General features: G+C 58.9%; 1 protein-coding gene. It reads right to left on the reverse strand.

Annotated features, from left to right (window positions below; genetic code table 11):
* Window positions 1–223: 223 nt before the first annotated feature.
* The gene (locus J7359_RS19805) at window positions 224–1,504 is read right to left on the reverse strand and encodes an IS110 family transposase (RefSeq protein WP_209059995.1); all 1,281 of its coding nucleotides are present in this window, start codon (window positions 1,502–1,504) and stop codon (window positions 224–226) included.
* Window positions 1,505–1,645 lie beyond the last annotated feature (141 nt).

Here is a 1,645-nt window from a genome sequence, read left to right on the forward strand (position 1 = left end):
CGACAACGTCCTAGCTCGGGAACAAGACGCGGTTTGAGACGTCAGATCACGGGGCATCCGAGCGACCGGATACCTTTGGAATAGTTGCCCAGGCGGGCTCCGCCGTCAAGAAGTGGTCTCTTCCATAGCAAATACAGGGTCGGCTTGGTTGCCGCCCTCACCGTCCTTAAGACGAGATCCTAAATCCCAAGCGGAAGGCCCGAACATTATCTACGAGGTCGCGTTATGCGCCTCCACGGCCCTTTGAGAGAGAGGTCCTTCCGCCTGGGCTCACCCCCTCGAAGAAGGGGCGATAGGGTTCGCCGGATTGGATCACGGCGTGAATGGTGCGCGCCATCTTGGCTGCGATGGCGGTGTAGGCCTTGCGGCGCAGATCCGGGTTGTGGCGATCTTGCGCGATGTAACGCTCGAATTTGTCCCGAAAGCTGTTGGTCTTCTTCAGAACCGCTGTCTGACCCGCCAGCCATAACGTGCGTCGGAGACGGGCATTGCCATACTTCGATATCTTGCTCCGACCGCGGAACATGCCGGACTGGACGGTGGCCAGATCCATGCCGCAGAACTTCAGAAACTGACGGTGATGGCGGAACCGGCGCAGATCACCTGTCTCGGCCAGAATGGTCAGCGCATTGATCGGCCCGATGCCGGGAATGGTGCGCAGCAGTTGATAATCGGGCCTATCGCCTAGCAGTTCGACCGCCCGATCTTCGATGGCATTGCGTTGCCGGATCAGGCTTCTGCCTTCGGCCAGCATCATGCGGAACATTCGGATGGCGTCTGAATCCGGCGCGACAGGCAGCCCCGCAGAAGTCTTCGCCGTCTCGTAAATGTCTGACAACATGAGCGCCTTCTCCACTTTGCGCCCGACCACCTCCCATGCCGCCTTGGTGAACTCCTCCTTGGTCATGGCCGAGATCATGTGCGGGGACGGAAACATCTCGAGGAAAGCCAGGAACCAGTCTGTGCGCGAACTGCGGTGGAAACGGTCAGCTTCCGGAAAATAGAGCGGCAGGTAATGGGTCAGGATGCGATGCCACAGCTCGGTCTTGGACCGCGACACCGCATCATGGGTTTTGGACAATTCCTGAATGTCGTTCGTCCCGGCCACCATCGGGTCCTGAAAGATCTGCACCGCACCGATCTGTAGCATGTGCAAAATGACCTGAGCATCCTTCGGATCGTTCTTGTCCCAGCTGTTGTGCAGCGCCTCCCGCGTCCGGGCCAAAGCGACTGAGGACACCAGCTTCAAGTCAAACCCGGCGACGCCCAAATGATACATCAGCACCCGATGATAGTTGCCAGTCGCTTCAAAGCCGATCCGGACGGGCAGGCCGTATTCTCGCAAGATCGCGATAAGCCGCATGAAATCGTCGGTGGAATTGGTGATCGTCAGGCGCCGCCTGCGCGTCTTGCCCGGAACGGCAATCAGCACCTCGTGCCTGTGTTTGGAAATGTCGATGCCTACCAGAACACGGGCATCCGAAGTATGCTCAACCTTGGCCATAGCCGGTCTCCTCTGTGGTGTGGTTCGCAAAACCACCATAGAGACCCGAGATCCGGTTATGGCCGCCTGCTGCGCAATTTTGGTGGCTGCGCAGGCGGCCATAACCTTCAACGGCGCGCTATTCCCAACATGCTACGGCCC

Origin of the sequence: Paracoccus sp. R12_2, from assembly GCF_017744015.1 — a bacterium.
Taxonomy (GTDB): domain Bacteria; phylum Pseudomonadota; class Alphaproteobacteria; order Rhodobacterales; family Rhodobacteraceae; genus Paracoccus.

What these genes read in the sequence shown, in the direction of transcription:
- J7359_RS19805 (WP_209059995.1), bottom strand. Translation starts at nt 1,504, where the DNA reads ATGGCCAAGGTTGAGCATACTTCGGATGCCCGTGTTCTGGTAGGCATC.